General features: G+C 59.2%; 25 protein-coding genes and 3 tRNA genes. 22 read left to right on the plus strand and 6 right to left on the minus strand.

Annotated elements, in window-relative coordinates; genetic code table 11:
- Window positions 1-21 precede the first annotated feature (21 nt).
- Entirely contained in the window at window positions 22-426 is a 405-nt protein-coding gene (locus OC605_RS21575) for an MFS transporter (RefSeq protein WP_262139375.1), read from the plus strand.
- Between the two features lie 9 nt (window positions 427-435).
- On the opposite strand, the gene OC605_RS21580 is transcribed toward OC605_RS21575, so the two are convergent.
- Window positions 436-744, minus strand: a complete 309-nt coding sequence (locus OC605_RS21580; RefSeq protein WP_016771761.1) for a YhbY family RNA-binding protein — start codon at window positions 742-744, stop codon at window positions 436-438.
- Window positions 745-845: 101 nt separating this feature from the next.
- Here OC605_RS21580 and rlmE point away from each other — a divergent pair, with 101 nt between their 5' ends.
- From rlmE to OC605_RS21660, 16 genes are all read left to right on the plus strand, one after another.
- A complete protein-coding gene (rlmE, locus tag OC605_RS21585; protein WP_016771760.1) occupies window positions 846-1,475 on the plus strand; it encodes a 23S rRNA (uridine(2552)-2'-O)-methyltransferase RlmE in 630 nt (209 codons plus the stop codon).
- Between the two features lie 202 nt (window positions 1,476-1,677).
- The gene (ftsH, locus tag OC605_RS21590) at window positions 1,678-3,585 is read left to right on the plus strand and encodes an ATP-dependent zinc metalloprotease FtsH (protein ID WP_016771759.1); all 1,908 of its coding nucleotides are present in this window, start codon (window positions 1,678-1,680) and stop codon (window positions 3,583-3,585) included.
- Between the two features lie 8 nt (window positions 3,586-3,593).
- The gene (gene folP / locus OC605_RS21595) at window positions 3,594-4,445 is read left to right on the plus strand and encodes a dihydropteroate synthase (protein WP_110603492.1); all 852 of its coding nucleotides are present in this window, start codon (window positions 3,594-3,596) and stop codon (window positions 4,443-4,445) included.
- Between the two features lie 16 nt (window positions 4,446-4,461).
- Entirely contained in the window at window positions 4,462-5,799 is a 1,338-nt protein-coding gene (gene glmM, locus OC605_RS21600) for a phosphoglucosamine mutase (RefSeq protein WP_262139377.1), read from the plus strand.
- Between the two features lie 65 nt (window positions 5,800-5,864).
- On the plus strand, window positions 5,865-6,620 hold the full coding sequence (gene tpiA / locus OC605_RS21605) for a triose-phosphate isomerase (protein WP_262139379.1): 756 nt from the start codon (window positions 5,865-5,867) through the stop codon (window positions 6,618-6,620).
- Window positions 6,621-6,624: 4 nt separating this feature from the next.
- Window positions 6,625-7,008, plus strand: a complete 384-nt coding sequence (secG, locus tag OC605_RS21610) for a preprotein translocase subunit SecG (protein WP_016771756.1) — start codon at window positions 6,625-6,627, stop codon at window positions 7,006-7,008.
- Between the two features lie 22 nt (window positions 7,009-7,030).
- Window positions 7,031-7,116: transfer RNA gene (locus OC605_RS21615), tRNA-Leu, on the plus strand.
- Window positions 7,117-7,213: 97 nt separating this feature from the next.
- Window positions 7,214-7,290: transfer RNA gene (locus tag OC605_RS21620), tRNA-Met, on the plus strand.
- Window positions 7,291-7,429: 139 nt separating this feature from the next.
- Window positions 7,430-7,888: a ribosome maturation factor RimP gene (gene rimP / locus OC605_RS21625; protein WP_007973115.1), complete on the plus strand. Its 459-nt coding sequence runs from the start codon at window positions 7,430-7,432 to the stop codon at window positions 7,886-7,888.
- 47 nt (window positions 7,889-7,935) lie between these two features.
- Window positions 7,936-9,417 (plus strand): transcription termination factor NusA, encoded by a 1,482-nt coding sequence (nusA, locus tag OC605_RS21630; protein ID WP_186618636.1) that lies wholly within the window; start codon window positions 7,936-7,938, stop codon window positions 9,415-9,417.
- Window positions 9,418-9,444: 27 nt separating this feature from the next.
- Window positions 9,445-11,973, plus strand: coding sequence for a translation initiation factor IF-2 (gene infB, locus OC605_RS21635; RefSeq protein WP_024011570.1), 2,529 nt, complete (start codon window positions 9,445-9,447; stop codon window positions 11,971-11,973).
- 159 nt (window positions 11,974-12,132) lie between these two features.
- Window positions 12,133-12,534 (plus strand): 30S ribosome-binding factor RbfA, encoded by a 402-nt coding sequence (gene rbfA / locus OC605_RS21640; RefSeq protein WP_016771753.1) that lies wholly within the window; start codon window positions 12,133-12,135, stop codon window positions 12,532-12,534.
- Window positions 12,535-12,538: 4 nt separating this feature from the next.
- The gene (gene truB / locus OC605_RS21645; protein WP_024011571.1) at window positions 12,539-13,456 is read left to right on the plus strand and encodes a tRNA pseudouridine(55) synthase TruB; all 918 of its coding nucleotides are present in this window, start codon (window positions 12,539-12,541) and stop codon (window positions 13,454-13,456) included.
- A 143-nt stretch (window positions 13,457-13,599) separates the two neighbouring features.
- Window positions 13,600-13,869, plus strand: coding sequence for a 30S ribosomal protein S15 (gene rpsO / locus OC605_RS21650; RefSeq protein ID WP_016771751.1), 270 nt, complete (start codon window positions 13,600-13,602; stop codon window positions 13,867-13,869).
- Window positions 13,870-14,073: 204 nt separating this feature from the next.
- The gene (pnp, locus tag OC605_RS21655) at window positions 14,074-16,179 is read left to right on the plus strand and encodes a polyribonucleotide nucleotidyltransferase (protein WP_024011572.1); all 2,106 of its coding nucleotides are present in this window, start codon (window positions 14,074-14,076) and stop codon (window positions 16,177-16,179) included.
- Window positions 16,180-16,470: 291 nt separating this feature from the next.
- Window positions 16,471-16,543, plus strand: a tRNA-Thr gene (locus tag OC605_RS21660).
- A gap of 20 nt (window positions 16,544-16,563) precedes the next feature.
- Here OC605_RS21660 and OC605_RS21665 read toward each other — a convergent pair.
- Together OC605_RS21665 and OC605_RS21670 are read right to left on the minus strand one after the other, a co-directional pair.
- Window positions 16,564-16,905 (minus strand): type II toxin-antitoxin system HicB family antitoxin, encoded by a 342-nt coding sequence (locus OC605_RS21665; RefSeq protein WP_262139384.1) that lies wholly within the window; start codon window positions 16,903-16,905, stop codon window positions 16,564-16,566.
- Window positions 16,902-17,153 carry a type II toxin-antitoxin system HicA family toxin gene (locus tag OC605_RS21670; protein WP_081489836.1) on the minus strand — a complete coding sequence of 84 codons (252 nt, stop codon included), beginning with the start codon at window positions 17,151-17,153 and terminating at the stop codon, window positions 16,902-16,904. Before OC605_RS21670 ends, OC605_RS21665 begins: the two co-directional genes overlap by 4 nt.
- 355 nt (window positions 17,154-17,508) lie before the next feature.
- On the opposite strand from OC605_RS21670, the gene OC605_RS21675 reads away from it, so the two are divergent.
- A complete protein-coding gene (locus OC605_RS21675; RefSeq protein ID WP_262139387.1) occupies window positions 17,509-17,808 on the plus strand; it encodes a DUF6388 family protein in 300 nt (99 codons plus the stop codon).
- Window positions 17,809-17,888: 80 nt separating this feature from the next.
- On the opposite strand, the gene nadC is transcribed toward OC605_RS21675, so the two are convergent.
- Window positions 17,889-18,737, minus strand: a complete 849-nt coding sequence (gene nadC, locus OC605_RS21680) for a carboxylating nicotinate-nucleotide diphosphorylase (protein ID WP_016771747.1) — start codon at window positions 18,735-18,737, stop codon at window positions 17,889-17,891.
- A 266-nt stretch (window positions 18,738-19,003) separates the two neighbouring features.
- Between nadC and OC605_RS21685 the strand changes: the two genes are divergently transcribed.
- The 4 genes from OC605_RS21685 (at window position 19,004) to OC605_RS28225 (ending at window position 24,884) form a co-directional block, all read left to right on the plus strand.
- Window positions 19,004-21,181 carry a DUF1631 domain-containing protein gene (locus OC605_RS21685; RefSeq protein ID WP_262139389.1) on the plus strand — a complete coding sequence of 726 codons (2,178 nt, stop codon included), beginning with the start codon at window positions 19,004-19,006 and terminating at the stop codon, window positions 21,179-21,181.
- A 64-nt stretch (window positions 21,182-21,245) separates the two neighbouring features.
- A complete protein-coding gene (ampD, locus tag OC605_RS21690) occupies window positions 21,246-21,806 on the plus strand; it encodes a 1,6-anhydro-N-acetylmuramyl-L-alanine amidase AmpD (protein ID WP_125927175.1) in 561 nt (186 codons plus the stop codon).
- Entirely contained in the window at window positions 21,803-22,642 is an 840-nt protein-coding gene (ampE, locus tag OC605_RS21695; protein WP_076565795.1) for a regulatory signaling modulator protein AmpE, read from the plus strand. The genes ampD and ampE overlap by 4 nt, the downstream gene beginning before the upstream one ends.
- A 1,552-nt stretch (window positions 22,643-24,194) precedes the next feature.
- A complete protein-coding gene (locus OC605_RS28225; protein ID WP_370695133.1) occupies window positions 24,195-24,884 on the plus strand; it encodes a methyl-accepting chemotaxis protein in 690 nt (229 codons plus the stop codon).
- 124 nt (window positions 24,885-25,008) lie between these two features.
- Here the strand turns inward: OC605_RS28225 and OC605_RS21705 are convergent, their stop codons facing one another.
- Together OC605_RS21705 and cra are read right to left on the minus strand one after the other, a co-directional pair.
- Window positions 25,009-25,785, minus strand: a complete 777-nt coding sequence (locus tag OC605_RS21705; RefSeq protein ID WP_262139395.1) for a TatD family hydrolase — start codon at window positions 25,783-25,785, stop codon at window positions 25,009-25,011.
- A gap of 3 nt (window positions 25,786-25,788) precedes the next feature.
- Window positions 25,789-26,784 (minus strand): catabolite repressor/activator, encoded by a 996-nt coding sequence (gene cra / locus OC605_RS21710; protein WP_262139396.1) that lies wholly within the window; start codon window positions 26,782-26,784, stop codon window positions 25,789-25,791.
- Window positions 26,785-26,842: the final 58 nt, after the last annotated feature.

The following is a 26,842-nucleotide window of genomic DNA, read 5'->3' on the forward strand; positions in this document are numbered from 1 at the left end:
CGCCCGCTGCATGCGGGCGCCATGCTTTGGCAACTGACCCAGATGCTTTGGGTCGGTGGCCTATGGTTGATTCATATCGGTTTGCAGCCGGCGTTGGGCCAGATCGGCCTCGCGCCGCTGTTGATCGACGAAGTCGCCAGTGCATTCGAAGTGCTGGTGGTAGGGTTCGCCACTCTGTGCGTGATCTTCCAGGCTTTGGTGTTGGTACAGGCCGAGGGCCTTGGCAGTCTATGGCGGGATTTTCGCGGGCAGGTGCTGTTGATGGCGTTGTACGCGTGCGCGATGTATGTCGCCGTGCGTGTCGGCTGGCCGGATGCACAGCGCTGGCAGGTATTCAGTTATCTGGTACTGGGATTTTCCGGGCTGGTGCTGGTCATGCAGCCGGTGCCGGGATGGAGTGGCAGGGTGCGCGAAGCACACCCTTGACCCTGCGCATCACTTGAAGCGATGAACGTTCGACAGCTGCTTGTTGGCGCTGAAGTTCTTGCGGTAGACCAGAGCCATCTTGCCGATGACCTGGACCAGGTCCGCTTTGCCGACCTTGCACAGCTCGGCGATGTGCGCCAGGCGCGACTCGCGGTCGAGGATATTGAGCTTGATCTTGATCAGCTCGTGATCCGCCAGGGCGCGTTCAAGTTCGGCTAAAACACCTTCAGTCAAACCGTTGTCCGCCACCGTCAACACTGGTTTGAGGTGGTGGCCGATGGATTTGTACTGTTTCTTCTGCTCTGGAGTGAGCGGCATAATCTGACCCTTTCGTCTGGATTCTGTAAAATGGCGGCCATTTTACCCGAGGGTTCGTGGATCCGCCCAACTAATCACGACCCTAATCATCGAGGTGCCCAATGGCGCGTTCCAAGACAAGCCTTGGTTGGCTGAAAAGACATGTCAACGATCCTTATGTGAAGCAGGCGCAGAAGGATGGCTACCGCTCGCGTGCGAGTTACAAGCTTCTGGAGATCCAGGAAAAATACAAACTCATCCGCCCGGGCATGAGCGTGGTCGACCTCGGCGCGGCGCCAGGTGGCTGGTCGCAGGTCACCAGTCGGCTGATCGGTGGGCAGGGGCGTCTGATCGCCTCGGACATCCTCGAAATGGACAGCATTCCGGACGTGCATTTTATCCAGGGCGACTTCACTGAGGACTCGGTGCTCGCTGAGATCCTTGAGGCCGTGGGTAATTCGCAGGTGGACCTTGTGATTTCCGATATGGCCCCCAATATGAGTGGTACGCCCGAAGTAGATATGCCCAAGGCCATGTTCCTCTGTGAGCTGGCGCTGGACCTGGCGGAACGGATCCTCAAACCCGGTGGCAATTTCGTCATCAAGATTTTTCAGGGCGAAGGCTTCGACGTTTATCTGAAGGATGCTCGGAAGAAATTCGACAAGATCCAGATGATCAAGCCAGACTCTTCCCGTGGCAGCTCCCGTGAGCAGTACATGCTGGCCTGGGGTTATCGCGGCGGTGATGCGTAAAACGAGGTTTTTCGGCAGGGCGATAGGTTTTTCGTATTTCGCTCTGCAGGCATAAGCGAATATTGTGTAGAAAGTGTTTCACAAAGGGTTACAGACGGCGCCTGCCAGAGTTGTAGGTAATGTAGTAAGTTAGGCCGGTGAATATCATGCGAAGCGCGCGCCAGTAGCGGAGCTTGCTTCAGAGGGTAGTTAATTGAACGATATGGCAAAGAATCTGATCCTGTGGTTGATCATCGCGGCAGTCCTGGTGACGGTGATGAACAACTTCTCCAGCCCTAACGAGCCGCAGACCCTCAACTATTCCGACTTCATCCAGCAGGTCAAGGATGGCAAGGTCGAGCGCGTAGCCGTTGACGGCTATGTGATTACCGGCAAGCGCACCGATGGCGACAGCTTCAAGACCATTCGTCCGGCAATTCAGGACAATGGCCTGATCGGCGATCTGGTCGACAATCACGTTGTGGTTGAAGGCAAGCAGCCTGAACAGCAAAGCATCTGGACTCAGCTCCTGGTGGCCAGCTTCCCGATCCTGGTGATCATTGCGGTGTTCATGTTCTTCATGCGCCAGATGCAGGGCGGCGCCGGTGGCAAGGGCGGGCCGATGAGCTTCGGCAAGAGCAAGGCACGCCTGCTCTCCGAAGATCAGGTGAAAACCACTTTGGCTGATGTTGCCGGTTGCGACGAAGCCAAGGAAGAAGTCGGCGAGCTGGTCGAGTTCCTGCGTGATCCGGGCAAGTTCCAGCGTCTGGGCGGTCGTATCCCGCGCGGCGTACTGATGGTCGGCCCGCCGGGTACCGGTAAAACCTTGCTGGCCAAGGCGATTGCCGGCGAAGCGAAAGTGCCATTCTTCACCATCTCCGGTTCCGACTTTGTCGAAATGTTCGTCGGTGTCGGCGCCAGCCGCGTCCGCGACATGTTCGAGCAGGCTAAGAAGCACGCGCCTTGCATCATCTTCATCGACGAAATCGACGCCGTCGGTCGCCATCGTGGCGCCGGCATGGGTGGCGGTCACGACGAACGTGAGCAGACTCTCAACCAGTTGCTGGTGGAGATGGACGGCTTCGAAATGAATGACGGCATCATCGTGATTGCTGCAACCAACCGTCCGGACGTACTCGACCCTGCGCTGCTGCGTCCGGGCCGTTTCGACCGTCAGGTGGTCGTGGGCTTGCCGGATATTCGTGGTCGCGAGCAGATTCTGAAAGTGCACATGCGTAAAGTGCCAATGGGCGACGACGTTGCTCCGGCAGTGATCGCACGCGGTACTCCGGGCTTCTCCGGTGCTGACCTGGCCAACCTGGTCAACGAAGCGTCGTTGTTCGCTGCTCGTAGCGGCAAACGCATCGTCGAGATGAAAGAGTTCGAACTGGCGAAAGACAAGATCATGATGGGCGCCGAGCGCAAATCCATGGTCATGTCCGAGAAAGAAAAGCAGAACACTGCTTACCACGAAGCCGGCCACGCCATCGTTGGTCGCGTCGTGCCTGAGCATGATCCAGTCTACAAGGTGTCGATCATCCCGCGCGGTCGTGCGCTGGGTGTGACCATGTTCCTGCCGGAAGAAGATCGTTACAGCCTGTCCAAGCGTGCGCTGATCAGCCAGATCTGCTCGTTGTACGGTGGCCGTATCGCAGAAGAAATGACCCTGGGCTTTGACGGTGTAACCACCGGTGCGTCCAACGACATCATGCGTGCAAGTCAGATTGCCCGGAACATGGTGACGAAATGGGGCCTGTCGGAAAAACTCGGTCCGCTGATGTATGCCGAAGAAGAGGGCGAAGTGTTCCTCGGTCGCGGCGGTGGCGGCCAGGCTGCCAGCTTCTCCGGTGAGACCGCCAAGCTGATCGACTCGGAAGTGCGCAGTATCATCGATCAGTGCTACGGCACCGCCAAGCAAATCCTCACGGACAACCGTGACAAGCTGGATGCCATGGCTGATGCGCTGATGAAGTACGAAACCATCGATGCCGAGCAGATCGACGACATCATGGCCGGCCGCACACCTCGCGAACCTCGCGACTGGTCGGGCGGCACCGGTACGCCTCCGCCTCCTGTGGTGCAGGACGAGCGCCCGGAAAAACCGATTGGCGGTCCGGCTGCTGACGTTTAAGGTTTGAAATGACTTCTGTTCAGTCCCTGACCCGGTTGCCTTGCGGCAACCGGGTTCTTGATTTGGCCCAGACGCATGTCATGGGCATTCTCAATGTCACTCCTGATTCCTTTTCCGACGGCGGCCGCTACAGCCAGCTCGATGCGGCGCTGCGCCATGCCGAAGCCATGGTGCTGGCTGGCGCGACGCTGATTGATGTCGGCGGCGAATCGACCCGGCCGGGGGCGCGAGCGGTTTCTCCTCTTGAGGAGCTCGAGCGCGTCGCGCCGATTGTCGAGCTGATCAATCGCGAGCTGGATGTCATCATCTCGGTCGATACTTCCACCCCGGCAGTCATGCGCGAAACCGCCCGGCTCGGTGCCGGACTGATCAATGATGTGCGTTCGTTGCGTCGCGATGGCGCGCTGGATGCGGCGGCGGCGACCGGATTGCCGGTTTGTCTCATGCACATGCTCGGCGAGCCGGGCGATATGCAGGACAATCCGCAGTATCAGGATGTCACCCGCGAGGTCGGTGAGTTTCTCGTCGAACGCATGGATCAATGTGCCCAGGCGGGCATTCCCGCTGAGCGAATCATTCTTGATCCCGGCTTCGGCTTCGCCAAAACCCTGCAGCACAATCTAAGCTTGTTCAAGCACATGGAGGCCCTGCATGCACTGGGTCGACCACTGCTGGTAGGTGTTTCGCGCAAGAGTATGATTGGCCACGCTTTGAATCGTCCCGTGGGCGAGCGTCTGCATGGCGGACTGGCACTGGCGGCGCTGGCGTCAGTTAAAGGCGCACGTATATTGCGGGTCCACGATGTGGCGGAAACCGTCGATGTCGTGCGAATGATCGCGGCCGTAGAATCAGCCGAATAAGAATGATGGAGCACTTATGAGCAAGAAATATTTTGGTACCGACGGCATTCGCGGTCGCGTTGGTGAATACCCGATCACGCCTGACTTCATGCTCAAGCTCGGCTGGGCTGCTGGTATGGCTTTTCGCAAGATGGGTGCCTGCAAGGTGCTGGTCGGCAAGGACACGCGGATCTCCGGCTATATGTTCGAGTCGGCACTCGAGGCCGGGCTGACCTCGGCGGGTGCCGATGTGATGCTGCTCGGCCCGATGCCGACGCCGGCCATCGCCTATTTGTCGCGTACGTTCCAGGCTGAAGCCGGCATCGTGATCAGTGCTTCGCACAACCCGCATGATGACAACGGCATCAAGTTCTTCTCCGGCAAAGGCACCAAGCTGCCCGATGAATTGGAGCTGATGATCGAAGAGTTGCTGGATACGCCGATGACCGTCGTCGAGTCGAGCAAGATCGGTAAAGTGTCGCGAATCAATGATGCATCGGGCCGCTACATCGAGTTCTGCAAGAGCAGCGTGCCTACCGGGACCAATTTCGCCGGCCTGAAGATCGTTATCGACTGCGCGCATGGTGCGACCTATAAGGTAGCGCCGAGCGTCTTCCGTGAATTGGGTGCCGAAGTCGTCGTGCTTTCCGCTCAGCCGAACGGGCTGAACATCAACGATAACTGCGGTTCCACGCATATGGGGCCGTTGCAGGCCGCCGTTCTGGCCGAGCATGCGGACCTGGGTATCGCCTTCGATGGCGATGGCGATCGGGTATTGATGGTCGATCACACCGGCGCCATTGTTGATGGTGACGACCTGCTGTTTATCATTGCCCGCGATCTGCATGAGCGTGGCAAGTTGCAGGGTGGCGTCGTCGGTACGTTGATGAGCAACCTTGGCCTCGAACTCGCTTTGGCGGATCTTTCGATCCCGTTCGTTCGCGCCAATGTCGGTGACCGCTATGTGATTGCCGAGCTGCAAGAGCGCAACTGGCTCGTTGGCGGGGAAAACTCCGGGCATGTCGTCTGCTTCAATCACACCACCACGGGCGACGCGATCATCGCGGCCTTGCAGGTGTTGATGGCGCTGAAATCGCGCAATGAAGGTCTCGCGCAAACTCGACAGGCGTTGCGCAAGTGCCCGCAAGTGCTGATCAACGTCCGTTTTGGTGGCGGCGAGAGTCCACTGGAGCATCCGGCTGTCAAGGAGGCCAGTGCGCGTGTGACTGAGGCAATGGCGGGGCGCGGTCGCGTGCTTCTGCGCAAGTCCGGCACAGAGCCTCTGGTGCGCGTAATGGTCGAAGGCGAGGACGAAAACCAGGTTCGCGGCTATGCCGAAGAGCTGGCAAAACTGGTAACCGAAGTTTCTGCCTGATACGGCTTGCAAGCCATGATTGTGTTGGGTAACATCTGCGCCCACTTTGACCGACGAGGTACAGCATGCGTCGCCCTATGGTAGCTGGTAACTGGAAGATGCACGGTACCCGCGCCAGCGTCGCTGAGCTGATCAACGGCCTTCGTCATCTGGCCTTGCCAAGCGGTGTTGATGTCGCGGTGTTCCCGCCTTGCTTGTATATCAATCAAGTGATTGATGGCTTGAAAGGCAAGTCGATTTCGGTCGGCGCGCAGAATTCTGCGGTGGAAGCCATGCAAGGTGCGTTGACTGGTGAGATTGCTCCCAGCCAATTGGTGGATGCAGCTTGTTCCCTGGTGCTTGTCGGGCACTCCGAACGCCGTCAGATTATGGGCGAGCGAGACGGGATGCTGAATCGCAAGTTCGCAGCGGCACAGGCATGTGGCTTGATTCCGGTGTTGTGTGTAGGGGAAACCCTCGAGCAGCGCGAAGCCGGAAAAACTCTTGAAGTTGTCGGGCGTCAGCTGGGCAGCATCATCGAGGAGCTTGGTGTCGGTGCCTTTGCCAAGGCAGTGATTGCATACGAGCCGGTCTGGGCCATTGGTACCGGGCTGACTGCAACGCCGCAACAGGCTCAGGATGTGCATAAAGCCATTCGCGAGCAGTTGGCGGCAGAGAATTCTGAAGTCGCACGAGGTGTGCGGCTTCTATACGGCGGCAGCGTGAAGGCGGCCAATGCGGTCGAACTGTTCGGCATGCCGGATATCGATGGGGGGCTCATTGGTGGAGCTTCCCTGAATGCAGATGAGTTCGGTGCGATCTGTCGCGCCGCGGGAAACTGAAAAAATGCTGGAAACAGTCGTAGTCGTTTTTCATCTGCTGGGTGCATTGGGCGTAGTTGCTCTGGTTTTGCTGCAGCAGGGTAAGGGTGCGGACGCTGGCGCGTCTTTCGGAGCAGGTGCTTCAAATACTGTGTTCGGAAGCCAAGGTTCCTCTACCTTTCTTAGTAAGTTTACTGCTATACTTGCCGCCGGTTTCTTCATAACCAGCTTGGGGTTAGGTTACTTTGCTAAAGAGAAAGCTCATCAGCTGACTCAAGCAGGTCTTCCAGATCCAGCAGTGTTGGAAGTACCTAAGCAACAACCGGCTTCTGATGATGTCCCGGTGCTTCAAGAGCAAAAGTCGGCTACTCCAGCGACTGACGTGCCTCCAGCTCAAGAGCAGAAGTAAGAAGAGTTCCAAACGTAGTATTGCCGAGGTGGTGGAATTGGTAGACACGCAACCTTGAGGTGGTTGTGCCCATAGGGTGTAGGGGTTCGAGTCCCCTTCTCGGTACCAATTAGTCAGGAGAGCCCGCTGTTGCGGGCTTTCTTGCAGGTGGAAGGTTACATTGACCCTAAAAGGGATCGGTCGTATACTTCCGCCCCAGCTTTGTCGCGGGGTGGAGCAGTCTGGTAGCTCGTCGGGCTCATAACCCGAAGGTCGTCGGTTCAAATCCGGCCCCCGCAACCAGTTTAAGGAGCCCCTTTTAAGGGGCTTTTTGTTAGCTGGATACTTTCAACGCCGCTGTTCGACGGCGTTTCAAGGATGGGCGTTATGCCCATTTTTTTATTTTGCAAAGCATGCACATATCATGCACTAGGGGGTTCAGGTGTCGAGCAAGCTAGAAGAGTTGCAGGCCTTGCTGGCCCCGGTGGTCGTGGCCCTGGGCTATGAATGCTGGGGTATCGAGTTTTCGGCTCAGGGTCGTCACTCGATGTTGCGCGTTTATATCGATAAAGAGGGTGGCGTGCTGGTGGACGATTGCGCCATTGTCAGCCGTCAGATCAGCGGTGTTCTGGATGTTGAAGATCCTATCTCCGTTGAATACACCCTTGAAGTTTCCTCGCCTGGCATGGAGCGCCCGCTGTTCACTCTTGAGCAGTTTGCCAAATTTGCCGGTGAACAAGTGAAGATCAAGCTGCGCTCGCCTTTCGAAGGTCGACGCAATTTTCAGGGCCTTCTGCGCGGTGTAGAAGAGCAGGACGTCGTGGTGCAGGTAGAAGACCACGAGTTCCTGTTGCCGATCGATATGATCGACAAGGCCAACATTATTCCCAGTTTTGACTGAGACGCGGATCCCGCGGATCCAATGGCTTGCGAAAGGCGAGGCGTACGATGAGCAAAGAAGTACTGCTGGTTGTTGAGTCGGTATCCAATGAAAAGGGTGTACCGGCAAGCGTAATTTTTGAAGCGCTGGAGCTGGCTCTGGCCACTGCTACCAAAAAGCGTTTTGAAGACGAAGTGGACCTGCGTGTGGAAATCAACCGCCACACCGGTGCCTACGAAACCTTCCGTCGCTGGACGGTCGTCGAAGAGAATGATCTCGACGATCCGGCCATCGAGACCTGGCCAAGCAAGGTTGCCGAAACGCATCCTGGCGCCAAGGTTGGTGACGTCGTCGAAGAGAAAATCGAATCCATCGAGTTCGGCCGCATCGCTGCACAGACTGCCAAACAGGTTATCGTGCAGAAAGTTCGCGAAGCCGAGCGCGCTCAAGTGGTTGACGCCTATCGCGAGCGCCTGGGAGAAATCATCTCCGGCACCGTGAAAAAAGTCACCCGCGACAACGTGATCGTCGATCTGGGCAACAATGCTGAAGCGTTGCTGGCCCGTGAAGACATCATTTCTCGCGAAACCTTCCGTGTCGGCGTGCGTCTGCGTGCGCTGCTCAAGGAAATCCGCACCGAGAACCGCGGCCCGCAGCTGATCCTGTCGCGTACCGCGCCGGAAATGCTGATCGAGCTGTTCCGTATCGAAGTGCCGGAAATCGCCGAAGGCCTCATCGAGGTCATGGCCGCCTCCCGTGATCCGGGTTCGCGTGCCAAGATCGCCGTCCGCTCCAAGGACAAGCGCATCGACCCACAAGGTGCCTGCATCGGTATGCGCGGTTCGCGCGTCCAGGCGGTATCGGGTGAGTTGGGCGGTGAGCGTGTTGATATCGTGCTGTGGGACGACAACCCGGCCCAGTTCGTGATCAACGCCATGTCCCCGGCCGAGGTTGCGGCAATTATCGTTGACGAAGATGCCCATGCCATGGACATCGCCGTTGGCGCAGACAATCTGGCTCAGGCCATCGGTCGCGGCGGTCAGAACGTGCGTCTGGCCAGCCAGTTGACTGGCTGGACCCTGAACGTGATGACCGAATCGGACATCCAGGCTAAGCAGCAAGCAGAAACCGGCGACATCCTGCGCAACTTCATCGACGAGCTGGAAGTCGACGAAGAACTGGCTCAGGTGCTGGTAGATGAAGGCTTCACCAGCCTGGAAGAGATTGCCTACGTACCGGTGGAGGAGATGCTCAACATCGACGGCTTTGACGAGGATATCGTCAACGAGCTTCGTGCTCGCGCCAAGGATCGCTTGTTGACCAAAGCCATCGCTACTGAGGAAAAGCTGGCAGACGCCCATCCGGCCGAAGACCTGCTCTCGCTTGAGGGTATGGACAAGGATTTGGCGATGGAACTGGCGGTGCGCGGCGTAATTACCCGCGAAGACCTGGCCGAGCAGTCTATTGACGACCTGCTCGACATCGACGGCATTGACGATGATCGTGCCGGCAAGTTGATCATGGCCGCCCGAGCCCACTGGTTCGAGTAATTAGGCGCGGCCTGAGGAGAGAAGTGCATGACGCAAGTCACGGTGAAACAACTGGCCGATGAGGTCAAAACACCGGTAGAGCGCCTGTTGCAGCAGATGCGTGAGGCAGGTCTGCCGCACACCGCCGCCGACGAAAATGTGACTGACAGTGAGAAGCAATCCCTGCTGACTCACTTGAAGAGCAGTCACAAGGCGAAAGTGGAAGAACCACGCAAGATCACGCTGCAGCGTAAAACCACCAGCACCCTGCGCGTGGCTGGTAGCAAGAGCATCAGCGTTGAAGTTCGCAAGAAGAAAGTTTTCGTACAGCGCAGCCCGGAAGAAATCGAAGCCGAACGCAAGCGTGAACTGGATGAGCGTCGCGCAGTAGAAAATGCTGCCCGTCAGAAGGCTGAAGAAGAAGCCAAGCAGCGCGCCGAAGAAGAAGCGCGTCGCCAGCCTGCTGCTGCGCAAACCGCTGCCAGCGACGCCGTTGCGGCGCCGGCTGCCGCTGCCGAACCTGTTCGCGAAAGCGCACCGGTGGCTGCTGCTCCTGCTCCATCGGCTGACGTTCGCAACAAGCAGAACGAACAGCGCCGTCCGGACAAGCCACGTGCCGACGATAACAATCGTCGCAGCGGCGGCGGTGATGGCGAGCGCAAAAACGCTCCGCATCGCGCATCGGTCAAAGAAAAAGCCCCGGCGCCACGTGTGGCACCACGTACTACCGACGAAGAAAGCGATGGCTTCCGTCGTGGTGGTCGCGGCAAGGCCAAGCTGAAGAAGCGCAACGCCCACGGTTTCCAGAGCCCGACCGGCCCTGTCGTGCGTGATGTGCAGATCGGCGAGACCATCACTGTTGGCGATCTGGCCAACCAGATGTCGGTCAAAGCGGCTGAAATCATCAAGTTCATGTTCAAACTGGGTACCCCAGCGACCATCAACCAGGTGCTTGATCAGGAAACTGCTCAACTGGTAGCCGAAGAACTGGGCCACAAAGTGACCCTGGTCAGCGACACCGCTCTGGAAGATTCCCTGGCCGAGTCCCTGAAGTTTGAAGGTGAGTCGTTCTCCCGTGCACCAGTCGTGACCGTAATGGGCCACGTTGACCACGGTAAGACTTCCCTGCTCGACTACATCCGTCGTGCCAAGGTAGCTGCTGGCGAAGCCGGCGGTATCACCCAGCACATCGGTGCATACCACGTTGAAACTGATCGCGGCATGGTCACTTTCCTCGACACCCCGGGTCACGCTGCGTTTACCGCAATGCGTGCCCGTGGCGCCAAGGCGACCGACATCGTGATCCTCGTGGTTGCAGCGGACGACGGCGTGATGCCGCAAACCATCGAAGCAGTTCAGCATGCTCAGGCAGCTGGCGTGCCGCTGGTGGTAGCAGTGAACAAGATCGACAAGCCGGGCGCCGATCTCGATCGCATCCGCAGCGAGCTTTCGGTTCACGGCGTGACTTCCGAAGACTGGGGTGGCGACACACCATTCGTTCCGGTTTCGGCGAAGATGGGTACTGGCGTGGACGAGCTGCTTGAAGCCGTTCTGCTGCAGGCCGAAGTTCTCGAACTCAAAGCAACTCCGTCGGCTCCTGGACGTGGTGTTGTGGTTGAATCGCGTCTCGACAAGGGTCGTGGCCCGGTGGCAACCGTGCTCGTTCAGGACGGTACGCTGCGTCAAGGCGACATGGTTCTGGTCGGTTCGAACTACGGCCGTGTACGTGCCATGCTCGACGAGAACGGCAAGCCAATCAAGGAAGCCGGTCCATCCATCCCTGTCGAGATCCTCGGCCTGGACGGTACCCCGGACGCTGGCGACGAGATGAGCGTGGTTGCCGACGAGAAGAAAGCCCGTGAAGTGGCTCTGTTCCGTCAGGGCAAGTTCCGCGAAGTCAAACTGGCTCGCGCTCACGCCGGCAAGCTGGAAAACATCTTCGAAAACATGGGTCAGGCCGAGAAGAAGACGCTCAACATCGTCCTCAAATCCGACGTCCGTGGTTCGCTGGAAGCGTTGAACGGTGCCTTGAATGGCCTGGGCAACGACGAAGTACAAGTGCGCGTCGTGGGTGGCGGTGTCGGTGGTATCACCGAATCCGACGCCAACCTGGCACTGGCTTCCAACGCTGTACTGTTCGGCTTCAACGTGCGTGCCGATGCCGGCGCTCGCAAGATCGTCGAGCAGGAAGGTCTGGATATGCGTTACTACAACGTGATCTACGACATCATCGAAGACGTCAAGAAAGCCCTGACCGGCATGCTCGGCAGCGATGTTCGCGAGAACATCCTGGGTGTGGCCGAAGTGCGTGACGTGTTCCGTTCGCCGAAGTTTGGCGCGATCGCCGGTTGCATGGTGATCGAAGGTGTCGTGCACCGTAACCGTCCGATCCGTGTACTGCGTGAAGACATCGTTATCTTCGAAGGCGAGCTGGAATCCCTGCGCCGCTTCAAGGATGACGCTTCCGAAGTACGTGCCGGCATGGAGTGCGGTATCGGCGTGAAGAGCTACAACGACGTCAAAGTCGGCGACAAGATCGAAGTCTTCGAGAAGGTTCAGGTTGCTCGCAGCCTCTGACTCGCGCACTTCAAGGGCCACGATGGGCCGTAGCATGCAAATGCACGGCACAGCGTCCGGACTCTAAACGCAACGCCCGGTCTGGCTTTTGTCAGGCCGGGCGTTTGCCGCTTTCAGACCTTGCGGGTTTCACCGCTGGGCAGTAACAGGTAACAAATCATGGCAAAAGAATACAGCCGTACCCAACGTATCGGCGATCAGATGCAGCGCGAGCTGGCGCAACTGATCCGTCGCGAAGTCAAAGATCCGCGCGTCGGCCTGGTCACCATCACCGCTGTGGAAGTGTCCCGGGACGTCGGTCACGCGAAGATTTTCATCACCGTGATGGGGCAGGACAACGCTGAAGACATCGCGCAAAGCATCAAGGTGCTCAATGCCGCCGCAGGCTTCCTGCGCATGCAATTGGCCCGCGAGATGAAGCTGCGCAGCGTGCCGCAATTGCACTTCCACTACGACGAATCCGTCGTGCGTGGTGCGCACCTGTCGGCATTGATCGAGCGCGCCGTGGCTGAAGACAATCAGCACGTTGCCGCTCCAGCACCTGAAGACACCAAGGAGTAATTCGGTGGCTCAGGTCAAACGTATCCGTCGTAACGTCAGCGGCATCATCCTGCTCGACAAGCCATTGGGGTTCACCTCCAACGCTGCCTTGCAGAAGGTGCGCTGGCTGCTCAATGCCGAGAAGGCCGGGCACACCGGCAGCCTCGACCCGTTGGCCACCGGCGTGTTGCCGCTGTGCTTCGGCGAGGCGACCAAGTTCTCGCAATACCTGCTCGATTCCGACAAGGGCTACGAGACCCTGGCACAACTGGGCAAGACCACCACCACGGCCGATGCCGAAGGTGAGGTTTTGCAGGAGCGTCCGGTGACCGTTGGTCGCGCCGATGTCGAAGCGGTTCTGCCGAAATTTCGTGGGCAAATCAGTCAGATACCGCCGATGTACTCGGCACTCAAGCGTGATGGCCAGCCGCTGTACAAACTGGCACGTGCAGGCGAAGTAGTGGAGCGCGAACCGCGTTCTGTTACTATTGCGCGCTTGGAATTGCTGGCCTTCGAAGGCGATACTGCGCGGCTTGCGGTGGACTGCAGCAAGGGCACCTATATTCGCACCCTGGTGGAGGATATCGGCGAGCAACTCGGTTGTGGTGCGTACGTCGCAGAATTGCGTCGGACCCAGGCCGGGCCTTTCACCCTGGCGCAGACTGTTACCCTCGAAGAGCTGGAAGCGGTACATGCCGAAGGCGGCAATGAAGCGGTCGATCGCTTCCTGATGCCATCGGACAGCGGCCTGCAGGATTGGCCATTGCTGCACTTTTCCGAAGCGAGCGCGTTCTACTGGCTCAACGGCCAGCCGGTACGTGCCCCGGATGCACCGAAGTTCGGCATGGTACGAGTACAGGATCACAATGGTCGTTTCATCGGTATCGGTGAAGTGAGCGAAGACGGGCGTATCGCGCCGCGTCGCTTGATTCGGTCAGAATGACCGGAACCGGTCTGCGTTAAGTGGGCCGGCGAGTGTGGCTGTTAACAGGCATGGTCACTACTCATTTATAGATACAGGGATTTGTCCCTGGCCTGTTGAAGCTGTTTCCCTGAAACAGTTTCCTGATAAGGAAGGATTGCCTCATGGCTCTCGACGTTCAAGAAAAAGCTCAAATCGTTGCTGACTACCAGCAAGCTGTTGGTGACACTGGTTCGCCAGAAGTGCAGGTTGCACTGCTGACCGCCAACATCAACAAACTGCAAGGTCACTTCAAGGCCAACGGTAAAGATCACCACTCCCGTCGTGGTCTGATCCGCATGGTTAACCAGCGTCGCAAGCTGCTGGACTACCTGAAAGGCAAGGACGTAAGCCGGTACGCCGCGCTGATCGCTCGCCTGGGTCTGCGTCGCTAATCAGCGATTGCGCTATGAGGTTGGTGGTCTGTCGGGCGTCAGCGGTTTTCCGCTGGCGCCTTGCAGGCTCCCAGCCTCAAGTTTTATCTGCAGCATGGCTTTACCTGTAGTACCCGGACAATTGCCATCGGGCCGATTCCCGAGATTGCCCAAGAATTCGCAAGAAACCGTTTCCCCCAAGAGCCACAAAGAAGGTAGGACACCGTGAACCCGGTAATCAAAAAATTCCAGTTCGGTCAATCGACCGTTACCCTCGAGACAGGCCGTATCGCCCGTCAGGCCTCCGGCGCAGTATTGGTCACCGTTGACGACGACGTCAGCGTGTTGGTGACTGTTGTCGGTGCAAAGCAAGCCGATCCGGGCAAGGGCTTCTTCCCTCTGTCCGTTCATTACCAGGAAAAGACTTACGCTGCCGGTAAGATCCCTGGCGGTTTCTTCAAGCGTGAAGGCCGTCCTTCCGAGAAAGAAACCCTGACTTCCCGACTGATCGACCGTCCGATCCGTCCGCTGTTCCCAGAAGGCTTCATGAACGAAGTGCAGGTTGTCTGCACCGTCGTTTCCACCAGCAAGAAGACCGATCCGGACATCGCTGCGATGATCGGTACCTCGGCTGCCCTGGCCATTTCCGGCATTCCGTTCGACGGCCCGATCGGCGCTGCTCGCGTGGCTTTCCACGAAAGCACCGGCTACCTGCTGAACCCGACTTACGAGCAGCAGGCCGCTTCGAGCCTGGACATGGTCGTTGCCGGTACTTCCGACGCCGTGCTGATGGTTGAATCGGAAGCCAAAGAGCTGACCGAAGACCAGATGCTGGGCGCGGTACTGTTCGCTCACGACGAATTCCAGGTTGTGATCAACGCTGTGAAGGAACTGGCTGCCGAAGCCGCCAAGCCAACCTGGAACTGGGCTCCTGCGCCAGAAGCCACCGAACTGCTGGGCGCTATCCGTGCCGAGTTCGGCGAAGCGATCTCCCAGGCTTACACCATCACCATCAAGGCCGACCGTTACGCTCGCCTGGGTGAGCTGAAGGACCAGGTGGTTGCCAAGCTGTCCGGTGAAGAAGGCCAGCCAAGCGCTGCTGAAGTCAAAGCAGCCTTCGGTGAAATCGAATACCGCACCGTTCGCGAAAACATCGTTAACGGCAAGCCACGTATCGACGGTCGCGACACCAAGACTGTACGTCCGCTGAACATTGAAGTCGGCGTTCTGCCGAAGACTCACGGTTCGGCACTGTTCACCCGTGGCGAAACCCAGGCGCTGGTTGTGGCAACACTGGGCACCGCCCGTGACGCGCAACTGCTGGACACCCTGGAAGGCGAAAAGAAAGACCCGTTCATGCTGCACTACAACTTCCCGCCGTTCTCGGTAGGCGAGTGTGGTCGCATGGGTGGCGCCGGTCGTCGCGAAATCGGTCACGGCCGTCTGGCCCGTCGTTCGGTTTCGGCCATGCTGCCAGCCGCTGACGTGTTCCCGTACACCATCCGCGTGGTGTCGGAAATCACCGAATCCAACGGTTCGAGCTCGATGGCTTCCGTGTGCGGCGCTTCCCTGGCACTGATGGACGCTGGTGTACCGATGAAAGCACCGGTGGCCGGTATCGCCATGGGTCTGGTTAAAGAAGGCGAGAAGTTCGCCGTCCTGACCGACATCCTCGGCGACGAAGATCACCTGGGCGACATGGACTTCAAGGTAGCCGGTACCGCCAAAGGCGTGACTGCGCTGCAGATGGACATCAAGATCAAGGGCATCACCGAAGAGATCATGGAAATCGCTCTGGGCCAGGCCCTTGAAGCGCGCCTGAACATCCTCGGCCAGATGAACCAGATCATTGGCCAGTCGCGTACCGAGCTGTCGGCCAACGCTCCGACCATGATCGCGATGAAGATCGACACCGACAAAATCCGTGACGTTATCGGTAAAGGTGGCGCGACCATCCGTGCGATCTGCGAAGAAACCAAGGCTTCGATCGACATCGAAGACGACGGCTCGATCAAGATCTTCGGCGAAACCAAGGATGCCGCAGAAGCTGCTCGTCAGCGCGTTCTGAGCATCACTGCAGAAGCCGAGATCGGCAAGATCTACGTCGGCAAGGTTGAGCGCATCGTCGACTTCGGCGCATTCGTAAACATCCTGCCGGGCAAGGACGGTCTGGTGCACATCTCGATGCTGAGCGACGCTCGCGTAGAGAAAGTCACCGACATTCTGAAAGAAGGTCAGGAAGTGGAAGTGCTGGTGCTGGACGTGGACAACCGCGGCCGTATCAAGCTGTCCATCAAAGACGTGGCAGCTGCCAAGGCTTCGGGCGTTTAATCAGCCCAACGCTTTAGCGCGATGAAGATGCCCCCGCCGTGCAAACGGCGGGGGCATTTTTTTATCTGAAATAAAGAAATTGTGGCGAGGGGATTTATCCCCGTTCGGCTGCGAAGCAGTCGTAAAGCCAGACACTGCCGACCGCCTGAAACACCGAAGTGCCAGATTCACGGCCGCTTCGCAGCCGAACGGGGATAAATCGCCTCGCCACAAATGTGGTTCTCAAAAGAAAACCATCAGACAACCCACAAATTTGCCGCAGCTCGAGACCGGTGCTAGGTTTAGCCCACCGCCCGTGTAGCTCAGCCGGTAGAGCAGCGCACTCGTAACGCGAAGGTCGCAGGTTCGATTCCTGTCTCGGGCAAAAAATTTTCGCCGTCGGTTTTATGCGTGGTGTTGGAGGTATTCGTTCAATGCCTGACGTGTCAGATCATTCAACGACACATTTTGACGGGTTGCCGCCAGAGCCGCTGCTAAATGCAGATCGTGACCGATGCGAACATTGAACGATCCTTTGCATGGGATTTCAGGCTTCTGCTCGAGCTGCTCACAGGTTTGTAAATAGTCATCTACCGCCTCGCGAAAGGCTGCTTCCAGTTCAGCCACCGTTTGTCCTTCATAATTAACCAGCGCCCTGATGAAAAGGAGTTTTCCGAACAGGCACTTGTCTTCCGTGCTCGCCTCGATAGAGCCAACATAGCCTTTGTAGTGCAGCTGGGAACTCATGGAATCAGGCCTCCTGTTTTCAGTTGCTCGATAATCTGGCGTCTTGCGTATGTTTTGATTTCATTTCCGGGATGTGGCTTGTGCAGGTTGATCAATGCGCTCGGATTCCCGTTGTCGAATTTGATCCTGCTACCGGATCCTTCCAGCTGAGAGTAACCAAGACGCGCCAACAGAGTGACAAGCTCGGACCATGTGAATGCGCTTCGGCCGTTGACTAGTTTGGCGAGAAGTTTTTCAGTCTTTGACATGCTGGCCTAGGATTGCAACTGAATATAGTTGCCTGTTTTTGGGCGGTCAATGTGAAGGTTTCGTTCGCCTTGACCATCAAAGGCGACGGCGAGGATTTATACGCAGTGAATTTCGCGCATGGAAACAGGAAACTGTAACCAAGCGCATACCACCCTTCATTTCATTCCCCCGGTTGCACTGGCTTGCGTCTCTGTTAGGATTCCTTCGTACCAGACAAGCAAGCACCGTTGTTTTCAGATGATCCACGAATGGTCCTGAAGGCCAGGAAAAACCGAGCTTCCAATGGCTTCCTGCGTCAGAGAGATCCTTGATGATCCAGATCCATCCTCCATTCCTAAGATCAGCGAGAACCCCATGACTGAATTGACCCAAGAGCAACGCCACGAACAAGCGCTGGAAAAATACCTTCTGGATGTGCCGGACCTGAAGGATGAGATCAAGGACCTGAGTGCCGATGATCAGAAAGACCAGATCCAGTGGGCCTTCGAAGACGAAGCCGAAGCGCAGGGCTTGCAGCCGTGGGAGCTGACCCTCAAGTACACGAGCACGCCGGAGGAATTCGAGGCGCAGCGCCTCGTGCTGCACAAGGAAGCGGCGGAAGTCTTGGGTGTCGAGTGGGACGAATACTGCGAGATGAACAATCTCGTCGTATAAGAGCAGCTGCGAGCTTCTAGCTACAAGCTGCAAGTCAAAGCAGAGTCGCTTGGCTTGTAGCTTGTAGCTTGCCGCTGCGTTTAGAGGCTTAGTCGCATCGACAGATCCACCGCTTTGACATCCTTGGTCATCGCACCGATCGAAATGTAATCCACGCCCGTTTCGGCGATCGGCAGCAGCGTGCTTTCGTTGATGCCGCCGCTGGCTTCCAGTTTCGCTTTGCCGGCGGTCAGGCGTACCGCTTCGCGCATGTCGTCCAGGCTCAGTTCGTCGAGCATGATGATGTCGGCGCCGGCTTCCAGCGCCTGCTTCAGCTCTTCAAGACTTTCCACCTCGATCTCAACCGGTTTGCCCGGGGCGATCTTGTGTGCGGCGGCCACGGCTTCGGCGATGCCACCACTGGCGGCGATGTGGTTTTCCTTGATCAGGAAGGCGTCGTAGAGACCGATGCGATGGTTGTGGCAGCCGCCGCAGGTTACGGCGTATTTCTGTGCCAGACGCAGGCCGGGCAGGGTTTTGCGGGTGTCGAGCAACTTGACCTGCGTCTCGCCGACGAAGTCTGCCAGGTACTGCGCGCGCGTCGCCACGCCGGACAGCAACTGCAGGAAGTTCAGCGCGCTGCGTTCACCGGTCAGCAGTGAGCGCGCCGGGCCTTCCAGATGAAACAGCGGCTGATTGGCTTTGACCCGCTGGCCGTCGACCACTTGCCAATGCACCGCCACACGCGGATCGAGCTGGCGAAACACCGCATCGACCCACGCGGTGCCGCAGATGACGGCGTCGTCACGGGTGATGATGGTGGCTTTGGCCAGGCGTTCGGCCGGGATCAGTTGCGCGGTGATGTCGCCGCTGCCGACGTCTTCGAGCAACGCACGGCGCACGTTGTTTTCGATTTCGGCGGTCAGATCGGCGAGACGTAGATTCGGCATAACGGACTCCACAAACAAAGTGGTTCGATTATAGGGGCAGGGCGCGAGCCAACCCAAGGCGAGAACGTGCGTGCCTGGCGCATCTGGTCGATTTTCCTGTGCTGAGTGCGAGGTGTATGGCGTATAGGGGAAACCCTGAGGCCTATAGCATCGCCGGCCTCTTTTGCCAGATAATCCGCCTTGTATTTGACGTCATGGCTTTGACGAACGAGTCCAGTTGGGCAGTGTCAAAGTGACGAACCGAATCACCGTTCCAGGAGGCTTGGATGCGCAACGACGGGAAAGTGGTGCCTTTGCACCGGGCGACTGCCGATCTGGCGGACCACTCGCCGCTTGCCCGCTTGCCGGTGATTCTGCTGCAGGTTCGCGACAAGGCTGCGCAGCAGCTGCGCCACGATTTGCAGGAGCTGTTCGATAACGCCGACGACACGCTGTTCGAAATGGCCGACCGGGCGCGCAACGACGTCGATCAGAACATCTTTTTCGAAGCCATGCGCGACCTGCGCCTCAAGCGCAAGAATATCGAGCGCGGCTTTCTTGAACTGTTCTTTGAAGCCTTCGCCGGCCTTACCCAATACGACCCCGCCGCCAACACTCTGCCACGCACGCCGGTGGTCGAAGAGTCGGCGCCGCGCACCGATGCCATGGAGCGTACCGTGGCCGTGCAGACCATGGTCAGTCGCGTGCTCAAGCGCGACGGCTTCGCTCTCGATCAACTGACCGCACGCTTCAGCTCGATGCTCGGCAAGCGTCTGGACGATCAGCACAACCCGCTGAGTCCGGCGATGCTCTGCGAATATTTCCTGCAGGCCGGGCGTAACCTCGGCGTCGAGATCAAGGTCAAGTTGATCCTGCTCAAACTGTTCGAACGCTATGTGCTGGCTGACACCGAGCAGCTGTATGGCGAGGCCAATCAGCTGTTGCTCGCGACCGGCGTGTTGCCACATCTGAAGCCCGCCGTGGCTCGTCGCATGGTCGAGCCTGCGGACAGCGACACATTGATTGAAGATCTCGACGAGCCGCCAGCGGACGAAGGCATCGAGGAAGTGTTCGCCGCGATGCAGCAATTGCTCGCCCAGGTGCGCGGCCGCGTCACACCGACCCTGGAGCCCGGCGCCCCGGCGCATCCGATCAACACCCGCGACCTGCTGCGGTTGTTGTCGCACTTGCAGCAATACGTACCGGCGCTTGAGGCCCAGGAAGATTTCGATCTGCGCCATCAGCTCGAGCAACTGCTGACCCGGGTCAGCGTCAGAAGTGGCCGCTCCCGCGTCGTCGCGACTGCCGACGAAGATGTGATCAACCTGATCGCCATGGTCTTCGACTGCATCCTCGACGATCGCAACGTGCCTGACGCGCTCAAGGCGCTGATCGGCCGATTGCAGATTCCGATGCTCAAGGTTGCCGTGCTCGACAAGAGTTTCTTCAGCCGCAGCACGCACCCGGCGCGACGCCTGCTCAACGAAATCGCCGAGGCCGCAATGGGCTGGAGCGATTGCGACGGCGCTGAGCGCGACAGCCTCTACGTGCGCATCGAGCAAGTGGTGCAACGCTTGCTGAGCGAGTTTGTCGACGACCCGGCGATCTTCTCCGAACTGCTCGCCGACTTCCTCGCCTTCACTCAGGAAGAACGCCGTCGCACTGAACTGCTGGAACAACGCTTGCGGGACGCCGAGGAAGGCCGGGCGAGGGCCGAGCTGGCTCAGCGGCGTGTCGCGCAGGCGTTGCAACAGGCGCTACTGGGCAAAGTGCTGCCGGCGACGGTGGTGAGCTTCGTCCAGCAGGCCTGGAGCAAAGTGCTGTTGCTGACCTGCCTCAAGCACGGTGATCAGTCCGCCGAATGGCACGCCGACGTGCAGACCATGGAACAGTTGGTCTGGAGCGTGCAGCGCCATGACGACGGCGAATCCAGCCTGCGCCTGCTGGCACTGGTCCCGGGTTTGCTCAAGTCACTGCGCGATGGCCTGAGCAGCACCGCGTTCGACCCGTTTGCCACCAGCGAATTTTTCAGTGAGCTGGAGGCTCTGCACGTACGCGTGCTGGAGCGTTCCGACGATGCCGAGCACAGCGTTACGCCGCTGATCGAAGTCACGCCCGAGGTCTTGCAGCACAGCGCCGGCCAGGCAGCAGCTACCCCGGCGCCGCGCCTGGCGCAAGGCGATGCCGGCCTGTCTCAGGTTGAGCAGTTGCGTGTGGGCCACTGGGTGGTGTTCGACGCAGACGACGAACAGACCTTGCGTTGCAAACTCGCCGCGATCATCGAAGAGACCGGCAAATATGTCTTCGTCGACCGCACCGGGACGAAAGTGCTGGAGCACAGCCGCACCGACCTCGCCTTGGCTTTCAGCCGTGGCGCCGCGCGTGCGCTGGATGACACCTTGCTGTTCGACCGCGCACTGGAGTCGGTGCTGGGCGACCTGCGGCGACTCAATCGCGGCAAGTGATCGCGCGCCGGGTGCGGATCGCGGCATACTGGGCGCCCACATGGTCGGCGTTGAAGGAATCGGTATGCAGTTGGATCCCGCGAGCGGGTGGTGTCATGGCGTGCAGATCTGCCCGTCGCCCAACTTCAATGAGCGCCCGGCGGGCGAAGTGTCCCTGTTGGTCATCCACAACATCAGCTTGCCGCCGGCGCAATTTGCCACGGGCAAGGTGCAGGAATTTTTCCAGAATCGTCTGGATGTCACCGAACATCCCTACTTTGCAGGCATCGCTGACCTGCGCGTCTCGGCGCATTTTCTGATCGAACGTGACGGCAAGGTCACCCAGTTTGTCTCTTGTCTTGCGCGGGCGTGGCACGCAGGCGTTTCAGTGTTCGAGGGTCGTGAAACCTGTAACGATTTTTCCGTCGGCATCGAGCTGGAAGGCACCGATGATCTGCCGTTCACCGACGAACAGTATCGAGCGCTGACGGCGCTGACCCGGCAGTTGCAGAAACGCTTTCCGGCGATCACCGCTCAGCGTATCTGCGGCCACAGCGATATCGCTCCGGGGCGCAAGACCGATCCGGGACCGGCATTCGACTGGGCACGCTACCGCGCCGCCCTGGCAAAAGAGGAAGGACAATGAGTTTTCTGGTGTTACTGCTGGCGGTGTGGATCGAGAAGTTTTCGGCCCTGCGCCATCGGCTTCAACGCGACGGCGGATGGATCCGCGAACTGCACAAACTCGAAAACAGCAAACGGCTGGCCAGGCAACCGTGGCTGGTGCTGACGATTCTGGTGCTGTGCCCGGTGGCGTTGCTGGCGCTGTTGCTGCTGGTGCTGGAACCGGTGGCGTACGGTTTGCTGGCGCTGCCGGTGCATTTGCTGGTGGTGATTTACAGCCTCGGGCGTGGCGACCTGCTCGGCGGCCTCGGGCCGTTCCGCGACGCCTGGCGCCGTGAGGATCTGCAAGCGGCGGCCCACGTGGCCAAGCGCGACCTGGACATCTGCGCCGACAGCGGCGAGCAATTGCTTGAACAAGTGCAGGGGCATCTGCTGTGGCAGGCCTACCAGAGTTTCTTTGCGGTGATCTTCTGGTACTTCCTCCTCGGTCCGGTGGCGGCATTGGCTTATCGCCTGTTGGCGCTGGCCGAAGAGCACGGCAGCAATCCGGCGCTGGTGGAGCGTGCTGCGCAGTTGCGCCATGCCTTCGATTGGGTGCCGGTGCGTTTGCTGGCGGCGAGTCTGGCATTGGTTGGCAACTTCGTCGCGGTCAGCCGGGTGATGCTGCATGAGCTGCTGAACTGGAACATCAGCGCTGCACAGTTGATCAACAAGGTCGGCCTGGCAGCCGGGGAAGTTCCACCGCCAGTGGTCGGCCCGGACGGCATCAACACCCTCGATTGCCTGTGGGAACTGCTGCTGCGCGCGGCGGTGCTGTGGTATGCCGGGTTTGCCTTGTGGACGGTTCTGGTTCACTGATAAGCCAGCGTGAAACTTCATTGTGGCGAGGGGATTTATCCCCGATGGGCTGCGTCGCAGCCCTGAAAACCCTGTTCCATCATTCATCAGTAACCTTAAGTTACAAAACCTCCCGCCAATTTACGCTATACAGAGATAGCGCCCGATAGTGGCTATCTGCTGTCGTCCCGCGCCTGCCAATAAAAACAAGAAAAACCAAGGGAGACTTCCAGTGAAGAGCTTGCTCTATCCCGCCGTCTCGCTGATGAACCGTCTGAGCTTCGGCATGAAGTTCAGCCTGATCAGCGTGCTGTTCCTGGTGCCGATGCTGGTGACCAATTTCTATCTGGTGCGCGATTCCTATCGCGAATTTCAGGGCACCCGCGTCGAACTGCAAAGCCTCGACCTGTTGGGCAGCAGCCTGAGCCTGCGCCGGGATCTGGAAACCCTGAACAATCTGGTGCAGATCGACGTTACCCTCGGCCAGTCCGGCAAGGCCGGCAATGTCGAAGCGCAGATCCAGACGCTGGAGCAGGCTGTGCTCGCGCGCCTCGAAGGGCTGACGGCGATGACCGAAGATCCCGAACAGATCAAGCAGTTCGAGGCCAAGCGCGATGAAATGATCGCCGCGTTCAAGGCCCAGCAAGCGGAGAGCTCGCTGCAAAGCAAAAGCGCGTTGATCGGCAAGTTGCTGGCCAGTGCGCAGATTTTCAGCCAGATCATCACCAGTCAGGCCGGGTTGAGCCGCGACAACCAGAGCGACATTCGTCAGCTCAGCGAACTGGTGACGCTGATTACCCCTAGCGTGACGCAGACCCTCGGTGAGGGCCGGGCGATGGGTTCGTATTCGTTGGGCCAGGGCTTTCTCAACAGTTCTTCCAGCACACGTTTTGACGAATTGCTGGTGCAGATCGAAAAACTCCAGGCCGAGTACGCCCTGAAACTGCAAGACGCGCTCGGCTCCAGCAACCCCGCACGCGAATCCCTCACTGCTCAGGCTGCCAGCAGCAAGGCTTCGCTCAAACAGGCGAGCGAGCTGTTCGAAGAACAAGTGGTGATGGCCGACACCCTCGATGCGCCGTGGCAGGCGTTCTACGATCAGGTCACCGGGCTGATGGAGCACACCTACCAGCTCAATCAGGCCACGCTGAAATTTCTCGACAACCAGTGGCAGCAGCGTCTGGCGCAGAACCGCACGCACATGATTCTGCAAGCCTCGGCGCTGTCGGTGGTCTTTGTGCTGATTTTCTATCTTTATGGCGGTTTCTACGCCTCGACCCGCACCACCCTGAAAAGCCTGGGCGCGATGATGGACAAGGTCGCGGCCGGCGACATGACGGTCAACTTCAAGGCCAGCAGCCGCGATGAACTGGGCGAGTTGGGCGAGGTGTTCAACGGTACGGTGAAGAAGATTCACGACCTGATCGAGCGCGTCAGCCACACCGTTGGCGAAGTCGAGCGTCAGGCCGGACAGGTCGAAAGCGTGTCGGCGCAGAGCAATCAGGCTGTCGCTGGGCAGCGCTCGCAAATCGAACAAGTGGCGACGGCGATGAACCAGATGTCGGCGACTTCAATGGAAGTCGCGCGCAGTGCTGCTGCGGCGGTGAGCAGCGCCCACAGCGTCAACGACGAAACCCTCAGCGGTCGCGGTCTGGTGGAATCGCAGCAGGGCAGCATTGCCGCGCTGGCCAGCGAAATCGACCAGTCGGTGCTGGTGATCAATCAACTGGCCAGCGACAGCCAGTCGATCAGCCGTGTGCTTGAGGTGATCAAGAGCATCGCCGAACAGACCAATCTGCTGGCGCTCAACGCCGCTATCGAAGCCGCGCGGGCCGGCGAGCAGGGGCGCGGTTTTGCCGTGGTCGCCGACGAAGTACGCACCTTGGCCAAGCGCACCCAACAATCGACCGAAGAAATCGAGCAGATGATCGCCAAGCTGCACGGTGGCGTCGGCGCGGCGGTGAAGGCCATGGGCGTCAGCCATCAGATGGCAAATGGCACGGTGGGGCAGTCGGAGAAGGTCCAGCAGGCGCTGGAAAATATTCTTGGCGCGGTGGGCATGATCGTCGACCAGAACCAGCAGATCGCCGCTGCCGTGGAACAGCAGACCGCCGTGGCCCATGACATCGACCAGAACATCGTCGAGATCAACCGCGCCGGCGAACGCACGGCGCAAGGTGCACACCAGACCGAAGATGCCAGCCGCGCGCTGTCGGCGCAGGTGGTTGAGCTCAAACAACTGATCAGCGCGTTTCGTGTTTGAGAGGCTGGAACCGGATCAAAAATGTGGGAGCGAGCCTGCTCGCGAAGTCGGTGGGTCAGGCATTGACGAAGTCACTGACAGATCGCTTTCGCGAGCAGGCTCGCTCCCACAGGGGATGGCGGAGTTACCAGCCGAAGACTTCGCAGCAGTTGGCGGTGCTGGCGTTGGCCAGTTGTTCAGGCGTGACATTCATCAACTCAGCCAACGCCGCACAGATCGCCGGCAGATGCGCCGGGCTGTTGCGCTGGCCGGGGAACATGGCGGGGGCCATGTCTGGTGAGTCGGTTTCCAGTACCACCGATTGCAGCGGCAGTTCCGGCAGGACCCGATGCATGCGCAGCGCCTGCGGCCAGGTCGGTGCGCCGCCGAGGCCCAGTTTGAAACCAAGCTTGATGTATTCCCGCGCTTCTTCGCGGCTGCCGGCGAAGGCGTGGATGATGCCGGCGCGTTTGAGTTTGAAGCGCTTGAGCGTGGCGATCACCGCTGCGTGGCTGCGGCGTACGTGGATCAGCGCCGGCAACCCGAAGTCTGCGGCCAGTTGCAGCTGCGCTTCGAACAACCCTTGTTGTCGCTCGCGATTGAGGTTTTCGATGAAGTAATCCAGGCCTATCTCGCCCACCGCACACAGCTGACGATGTCCGCGCAAGCGCGTCAGCCAGTCCCCCAGCGCATGCAAATCTTCGGGGCGATGCTGATCGAGAAACACCGGGTGCAATCCGAACGCCGCGTACAGGTCGGCATCGCTCTGCACCAGATCCCAGACCCGTTGCCAGTTGCCCTGATGCACGCCCAGCACGACGATGCGCCGCACGCCGAGAGCGCGGCTTTCGGCCAGCAACTCGGCGCGATCGGCGTCGAAGTCGGGGAAGTCGAGGTGGGTGTGGCTGTCGATCAGCTCCACGCTTCAGTCCCGATGAATACGCTGCTTGAAGGTCCGCGCGATGGCTTGCACGCCCGGTTGGTAGTCATCCTGCTCGACCGCGGCCAAGGCCAGTTCCAAGGCCTTGTCGGCGATCAACTGGTGTTGCTGGGACATGGCGTTGACCGGCAGCGGCAGGAAATCCAGCAACTGCGTGTCGCCGAAGGTGCCGAGGCGCAGCGGCCGCGATTTCAGCGGGAAATCATGCAGGGCATCGAACACGCCTTGCAGCAGCACGTAGGAGGTGGTCACCAGTGCGTCAGGCAAATGCCCCAGACGCTGCAGGAGTTCTTCCATCAATTGCTTGCCGCACTCGCGGCTGAACGACTCGGCGTGCTCGATCAGCACCTCACCTTTGAAGCCTTTGAGCGCTGCGCGGAAACCGGCGGCACGCTCCTGGCTGATGCTCAGCTCCGGGCGTGCGCCGAGCAGCACGATCTGCTTTGGCTGCGGATCGAGCAGGCTCTGGGTCAGATGCAGGCTGGCCTCGCGGTCGTCGCTGATCACCGAGCAGAAATGCTCCGGCTCCATGACCCGGTCGATGGCGATGATCGGCAGACCCTTGGCCTGCAACTGCCGATAGCTGTCATCACCGGCCGGCAGGCAACTGGCGACGATCAGCGCATCGCAGCGACGCGCGCGGAACAGTTGCAGCAACTGGCGCTCGCTGTCCGGCGCGTCGTCGGAGCTGGCGATCAGCAATTGATAACCGCGAGCTCGCGCGCCTTGTTCGAGCAACTTGGCGATCCGCGCGTAACTGGGGTTTTCCAGATCCGGCAGGATAAAGCCCAGGGTGCGCGTGTGCCGACTGCGCAGGCCGGCCGCTTGCGGATTGGGCGTGAAGCCGTGCAGATCGACCACCGCGCGCACGCGCTCGACGGTCGCGTTGCTGATGCGTTGCTGTTCGGCCTTGCCGTTGATGACGTAGCTGGCGGTGGTGACGGAGACGCCGGCCAACCGCGCGATATCACTGAGTTTCAACCCGGTATTTCCTTGTTTTTTCGAGCATGCCGCGACATTTTCGCCAATCCTACCCGAT

It is taken from the genome of Pseudomonas sp. Marseille-Q5117 (genome assembly GCF_946901175.1).
Classification (GTDB): domain Bacteria; phylum Pseudomonadota; class Gammaproteobacteria; order Pseudomonadales; family Pseudomonadaceae; genus Aquipseudomonas; species Aquipseudomonas iranensis.

Excerpts from the sequence above, each read along its gene's own strand:
- glmM (WP_262139377.1), top strand. The coding sequence starts at position 4,462 with ATGAGCAAGAAATATTTTGGTACCGACGGCATTCGCGGTCGCGTTGGT.
- nadC (WP_016771747.1), bottom strand. The coding sequence starts at position 18,737 with ATGCCGAATCTACGTCTCGCCGATCTGACCGCCGAAATCGAAAACAAC.
- folP (WP_110603492.1), top strand. The coding sequence starts at position 3,594 with ATGACTTCTGTTCAGTCCCTGACCCGGTTGCCTTGCGGCAACCGGGTT.
- OC605_RS28225 (WP_370695133.1), top strand. The coding sequence starts at position 24,195 with ATGGAAGTCGCGCGCAGTGCTGCTGCGGCGGTGAGCAGCGCCCACAGC.
- tpiA (WP_262139379.1), top strand. The coding sequence starts at position 5,865 with ATGCGTCGCCCTATGGTAGCTGGTAACTGGAAGATGCACGGTACCCGC.
- ftsH (WP_016771759.1), top strand. The coding sequence starts at position 1,678 with ATGGCAAAGAATCTGATCCTGTGGTTGATCATCGCGGCAGTCCTGGTG.
- OC605_RS21670 (WP_081489836.1), bottom strand. The coding sequence starts at position 17,153 with ATGTCAAAGACTGAAAAACTTCTCGCCAAACTAGTCAACGGCCGAAGC.
- secG (WP_016771756.1), top strand. The coding sequence starts at position 6,625 with ATGCTGGAAACAGTCGTAGTCGTTTTTCATCTGCTGGGTGCATTGGGC.
- ampD (WP_125927175.1), top strand. The coding sequence starts at position 21,246 with ATGCAGTTGGATCCCGCGAGCGGGTGGTGTCATGGCGTGCAGATCTGC.
- OC605_RS21675 (WP_262139387.1), top strand. The coding sequence starts at position 17,509 with ATGACTGAATTGACCCAAGAGCAACGCCACGAACAAGCGCTGGAAAAA.
- OC605_RS21580 (WP_016771761.1), bottom strand. The coding sequence starts at position 744 with ATGCCGCTCACTCCAGAGCAGAAGAAACAGTACAAATCCATCGGCCAC.
- rpsO (WP_016771751.1), top strand. The coding sequence starts at position 13,600 with ATGGCTCTCGACGTTCAAGAAAAAGCTCAAATCGTTGCTGACTACCAG.
- ampE (WP_076565795.1), top strand. The coding sequence starts at position 21,803 with ATGAGTTTTCTGGTGTTACTGCTGGCGGTGTGGATCGAGAAGTTTTCG.
- infB (WP_024011570.1), top strand. The coding sequence starts at position 9,445 with ATGACGCAAGTCACGGTGAAACAACTGGCCGATGAGGTCAAAACACCG.
- OC605_RS21685 (WP_262139389.1), top strand. The coding sequence starts at position 19,004 with ATGCGCAACGACGGGAAAGTGGTGCCTTTGCACCGGGCGACTGCCGAT.
- nusA (WP_186618636.1), top strand. The coding sequence starts at position 7,936 with ATGAGCAAAGAAGTACTGCTGGTTGTTGAGTCGGTATCCAATGAAAAG.
- rbfA (WP_016771753.1), top strand. The coding sequence starts at position 12,133 with ATGGCAAAAGAATACAGCCGTACCCAACGTATCGGCGATCAGATGCAG.
- rlmE (WP_016771760.1), top strand. The coding sequence starts at position 846 with ATGGCGCGTTCCAAGACAAGCCTTGGTTGGCTGAAAAGACATGTCAAC.
- OC605_RS21575 (WP_262139375.1), top strand. The coding sequence starts at position 22 with ATGCTTTGGCAACTGACCCAGATGCTTTGGGTCGGTGGCCTATGGTTG.
- OC605_RS21665 (WP_262139384.1), bottom strand. The coding sequence starts at position 16,905 with ATGAGTTCCCAGCTGCACTACAAAGGCTATGTTGGCTCTATCGAGGCG.